Raw genomic sequence first — 5,151 nt, forward strand, 5'->3', positions numbered from 1 at the left:
CAGGCGGCGTAGTTCGTGTTCGAAGGCGTTGCGGCCGCCGCGGCCGCCGGCCAGCCGGGTGGTGAAGACCATCCCGTTGTCGGTCAGTGTGGAGGCAGGAACGCCGTGAACCTTGACCGCGTGGCGGAAGGTGTCGCGCACGATCAGGCCGGTGACCCGGGCGTGCGCCGTCACCGACAGGGCGTAGCGGGAGTGGTCGTCCAACCAGGACAGGATCTCGGCGTCACTGCCGTCGGCGAGCCGGTAGTGCGTGAAGTCGGCCTGCCAGGTCTCATTCGGCAGCTGGGCTTGGAAGCGGATGTAGGACGAGCGGGGACGCTTGTTCGGCTCGGGCACCACCAGGCCGCGGCGAGTGAGGTAGCGGCTGATCGTGGCCCGCGACACCGTCCGCCCATGATGGTGAGCGAGGTGCCAGGCGATCGTGTCCGGGCCGGCGTCCAGTCCCTGCTCGGCCAGTTCCTTGCGCAGCCGGACGATCAGCTCGACGGTGCCGGCGTCGATCGCGTTCGGCGAGTGTGCGGGCGTCGCGACCGGGGCTCGAACGCCGCCTCGCCCTCGGCCCGGTAGCGCGCGACGAGCTTGGACACCCAGCCCTTGGACACCCCGTAGGCGCGGGCGACCTCCGCCTGGGACCGTCCCTCGACGACAACGGCGGTGATGACAACTCTGGCCTTGGACACACCGCCCACGCTGTTGATCGCGGTGGTTGCCTATGTCCCGAGACACACTCTGTTGAAGTCTCCTATGTCTCGCGACATGGGTTTCCTATGTCCTGAACCAGCACACTCCAGGGGCAAACGATCTTGATCGGCGAGTTTGGTTGCTGACCAGGGCGAACATCCTACGAACGGGCGGGCCTCCAGATTCATGGAGTCCCGCCCGTTCCTGTTCCCGTTGACGGTCGCTGGTGGTTGACCATGATCGAGATTGCACGCGTAGTGCTACGGCGATGCGTCCGCTCAGACCCTGTTGCCAGTGGCCTTGGTATTGCCAATGCGGTGGGCACGCGCAGCTACTGCCTCAACCGCATCTAGTCGGACCGCGTCAGAGCGATCAGCCACGCCTCGAATCGAAGGCTTCAAGCTTGGACCAATCGGGCGTACCGTTACTCTGGCGGCGTGACAATCACTGAACGGGACATGCTTCGCCTGTACGGTGACGCGGTGATGGCTGGGAACGCCGCCCTGTTCGTGGGCGCTGGACTCTCACAGGCTGCCGGACACCCCGGATGGCCGCAACTGCTTGAGGGACCACGATCGCGAGCCGCTATCCCAAAGGCCGTTGAGGATCTTCCCTTGGCCGCACAGTACTTCGTGCAGGAGACACCTGGTGGGCGTGAGGCGCTAGAAAGTCATATCTTGTCGACGCTTTCAGGCGTAGAGGTTCGTGCAACGGAAGGGCATCGCCTACTAGCCCGTCTACCCGTCGACGACATCTGGACCACAAATTACGACTGCCTTATCGAGGAGGCTATCCCTGACGCAACCGTTGTTGCTGATGAGGCTGACCTGAGTGATCGGCAGATGGCTGGACATCGTCGTGTGATGAAAATGCATGGCAGCTTGTCGCGAGAGCTCCAGCCAGGCTGGCTTTCGGCCCCTGTGATCACTCGTCGGGATTATGAAGAGTACGAGGCGCTCCACCCTCGGATGTGGTCGCTCTTGCAAGCAACCTTTCTCACCAGGTCTTTTCTCTTCTTGGGGTTCAGTTTTACGGATCCGAACGTCGAAGTGCTGCTACGGCTGTCACGTGCCCTTCGAAGTATCGGCACCCCGGAGCACTTCACTGTCCTGCGTAGGCCCTCTGACCCGGAGAACGCTCGCTTACATGATCTACGTGTCCGAGATCTGGAGGACAGCGGGATTGGGGTTTGTGAGGTCCTCGACTTCGACGAGCTCACACCTATGATCAATCGGTTGGTTCGGCGAACTAGAGCCCGTCGGCTCTTCCTCTCGGGTAGTGACTCAGGTCAGGCTGACTACCTGGAGCTCTGTCGAACCTTAGGATACGAACTCGCGCACGAGCCCGTAAGCTTGGTTTCCCTAGCCGGTACTACTGCCCTGGAGATTTCCTTTGCCTTTGGCGGATCGCTCATCGCAGAAGAGCGATACGACCCTGACCGAGTCAGGTTCTACTTCCGACCGAGGCCACAGCAGCCGACGCCACAGTTGGGGGAGAGGATCGGCACCGCCGTCTACACGGCGCTCCCAAAGGAGGAACTCCGATCGGCAGTGATGGCAGAATCGAGAGCACTACTCGTGGTTGGTGGTGGAGAGACGACACGTGATGAGGTGTTTACTGCCATCGAGCAAGGCATGCCTATCGTGCCCGTGGCACGGTCCGGAGGCACCGCACTCGATGTCTGGACTAGCACAACACCCGAGACACTCGGCTTCGCCGATGGCGGGTCACGGGACTGGACACTGCTCAACCACCACAACGTTCACATCGCGACGGCCGCTGCCGTCCGGCTAGCCAGCCGCGCCATGTACCTCGGTGACCGATGATCATAGGAACTTGTCGGTCGTCGCATCTAAGGTGGCAGCATGAGTGCTTCCTCCCGTATAGGGGCCTTCCTGCTTGCTGCAACAGAGATTCTGCCTGCTGATTGGCGCGACTTGTCCGACGCCCTTGTCCGAGTCGGTGACCCAGAGATCCTCTTGACTGCCGCACCACTTGGTGGTGATAGAGATATAGATCTTCTCGCTTACCTCCGCGAAGGAGTGGACAGGAGCCGTATCGATCGTTGGCGTAAGCAGTTGGATTGCCTTGCTTCCCTACGTCCACAGGTATCGCTGATTGTTGTAACGGATCAGAATTACCCAGTTAATCTACATGCCTGCTATGATAGGCCTCCCTTCATATTTGTCGACGGTGACCTTTTCACAGCTGATAGGACTGCCCTTGCGATCGTCGGCAGCCGCCACGCGACGACACCTGGCTTGAACACAGCCACCCATGTGGCAGAGGCTGCCGCTGATTCCGGTATCACAGTGGTGTCCGGGCTTGCTAGGGGAATCGACGCCGCCGCACACCACGGAGCGTTGCGGGCGGGTGGACGCACACTCGCTGTCATTGCAGGCGGTATCGACCAAAAGATCTATCCACCTGAGCACGCCGGGCTTGCCGCAAAGATCAGTAGCAGCGGTGCAGTCATATCACAATTCAGGCCAGGATCTCCAGTCACAAAAAGCTCGTTTTTGATGCGCAATGCAGTCATCAGTGGGCTAGCTTCCTGTAGCCTCCTCATCGAGGCGGGCGAGCGTAGCGGCACGCGGACCGAGGCTGAGCATTCTCTCAAACAGGGCCGTCCTGTGCTCATGTGGGAGCCATGCCTTGGCCAGGAACCATGGGCCGTAGAGTTCGCCGCAAACCCAGGAGTGCATATGGTCTCACGGGTGGACGATATTCTTACGATAACAAAGGCAGCAACTCATGGCTACATGTCCCAAAATAGTCAGCGACCGGATGCGACTTTCTGAGGAGGCGCTCAACAACCTAGTACCAGTGCCGCATGATGCATCAGACGTATGTCCTGTATGCCGAAGCTGGCGGCACAGCAGATATCCGAAGTGCTCAAACTGTATGCAGATTTTCGCTGAGTTGACGCGTCCGACCCCAGTGGTCATCCCGCTCACTCTCTACAGCAAGCCTTCGATAATGCGTGATTGGCTGAAGTACTACAAGCCAGGTGCGAAGGAGTATGATCCCTCCTTCGCTGCCGTACTTGAAGCCCTTCTATGGAGATTCATGGCCGAGAACGGGGAGACACTGTTCCGGCTTCTCGGCGGTTGGGGCCGTGTCTCGGTAGTGCCTTCGTCTAGTCGTATCCCTCCCCATCCACTCGCTGAACTGGTCACAAATTCAGATGCCATTCGGGCGCCCCTCATAGAACCTCTTGAGAGAGGCCATGGCGAGTTGGGGCACCGCATTACTAGTGACCACGCCTACGTGGTGCGAGGATCTTTTGAAGGGCAGCGAATTTTGCTTGTTGACGATGTCTTTACTACTGGCGCCCACGCACAAAGTGCAGCATCAGCGCTACAAAATCATGGCGCGCTAGTGCCTGGCATCCTTGTGCTCGCCCGGCGGATCAACCCTTCCTTCAACGAGGCGTCAGAGCGAGTATGGCTTCGCCAGCGAGACCAGCCCTACGATTACCGGCAAGCAATTAGCTGGCTATTAAATCGTGGCGAAGAATCTATGAAGTAGCATACGCAACTGCGCGTGGCGCCTCCTGTCCCTTCACGCCACGCGAAATACGAAGCAGGCACGAGTTCTCAATGAGTTGATGGGCAACCCATCGATGGTCTACAAGTGGGGCAAACAATAGGGCCTTGGCAAGGAACACTTGCAGCTCCGCCTGGGTAAGCAGACCCAGTCCATAGAAATGGTACGAATTTCCTGAGTCTAGGATAACTCCACTCAAGCCCAGTTGCTCGACGACTCTTACAGCGCTAGTGAGATTCGCGGGATCAGGTCGTAGTCTGAAGTCCAGCATAGGCAGGTGCGCCTGGCTTCCGTCATGTAGCAGAACCCGAGATGCGAGCGCTAGTACGCTGCTATCGTCAAGCATATCTGTGCGCCTTTCTAGCGCCTGCGAAGAAAATCCTTCAGTTGTTAGATCCTCTGCCGAGGATGCGGATGTCGTATCTTGATGAAACAATGCCGCGCGAAGAACTCCCTCAGGAAGTGGGTCGCCAGAATGTGCGGCAGTAAGCATGAGCGCGGTCCAGAAAGGTATTCCATACTCGCTCCGAAGCTGCAAAGCAGGTGGAGACAGAGCAGTTACTGCGGCGCGGTCTTCCCCGACCAAATTTGGCGAAGGCGAGACCTTCAACCGCAGAAGTTGGATACCAGATACCTGCGGCTGCAGGTCGAGAAGACACGAGATCACCTCGCCAGCAGGCGCCTGACGACTCACTAGATCCGCTAGTACAGAGACTTCTTCCATGGATGGGTCCTCCGCGTTGTGACACTGTGCGGTGATGGTAGACCCTATGACGCCTGTGTGGCGGACCTAGTACTCCAGCCGCACTTCGAGATCTCGGATCTCGGTTTGATCGAGGCTGGGACATGAGACGGCCACCGCCATGATCATGTGGGTGTGTGGAATCCAGATGATCGGCGGTGGCCGTGGCAGTCACAGTA

General features: G+C 59.0%; 5 protein-coding genes. 2 read left to right on the top strand and 3 right to left on the bottom strand.

Translation table 11 applies throughout. From position 1 onward, the window contains the following. Together KME79_RS44130 and KME79_RS46045 are read right to left on the bottom strand one after the other, a co-directional pair. Positions 1-384: DDE-type integrase/transposase/recombinase (locus KME79_RS44130; protein ID WP_219552623.1), on the bottom strand; the 384-nt coding region annotated here is incomplete at its 3' end. 92 nt (positions 385-476) lie between these two features. After that, the gene (locus KME79_RS46045; protein ID WP_219552625.1) at positions 477-680 is read right to left on the bottom strand and encodes a helix-turn-helix domain-containing protein; all 204 of its coding nucleotides are present in this window, start codon (positions 678-680) and stop codon (positions 477-479) included. Between the two features lie 438 nt (positions 681-1,118). Here KME79_RS46045 and KME79_RS44140 point away from each other — a divergent pair, with 438 nt between their 5' ends. Both KME79_RS44140 and KME79_RS44145 read left to right on the top strand, forming a co-directional pair. Continuing rightward, positions 1,119-2,507 carry an SIR2 family protein gene (locus tag KME79_RS44140; RefSeq protein WP_219552627.1) on the top strand — a complete coding sequence of 463 codons (1,389 nt, stop codon included), beginning with the start codon at positions 1,119-1,121 and terminating at the stop codon, positions 2,505-2,507. Between the two features lie 39 nt (positions 2,508-2,546). Next, entirely contained in the window at positions 2,547-3,482 is a 936-nt protein-coding gene (locus KME79_RS44145) for a DNA-processing protein DprA (protein WP_219552629.1), read from the top strand. 719 nt (positions 3,483-4,201) lie between these two features. Here KME79_RS44145 and KME79_RS47720 read toward each other — a convergent pair. Continuing rightward, the gene (locus KME79_RS47720) at positions 4,202-4,954 is read right to left on the bottom strand and encodes a primase 1D-like protein (RefSeq protein WP_443684659.1); all 753 of its coding nucleotides are present in this window, start codon (positions 4,952-4,954) and stop codon (positions 4,202-4,204) included. Positions 4,955-5,151 lie beyond the last annotated feature (197 nt).

It is taken from the genome of Nonomuraea harbinensis (assembly GCF_019396385.1).
In the GTDB taxonomy this organism is placed as follows: Bacteria; Actinomycetota; Actinomycetes; order Streptosporangiales; family Streptosporangiaceae; genus Nonomuraea; species Nonomuraea ferruginea.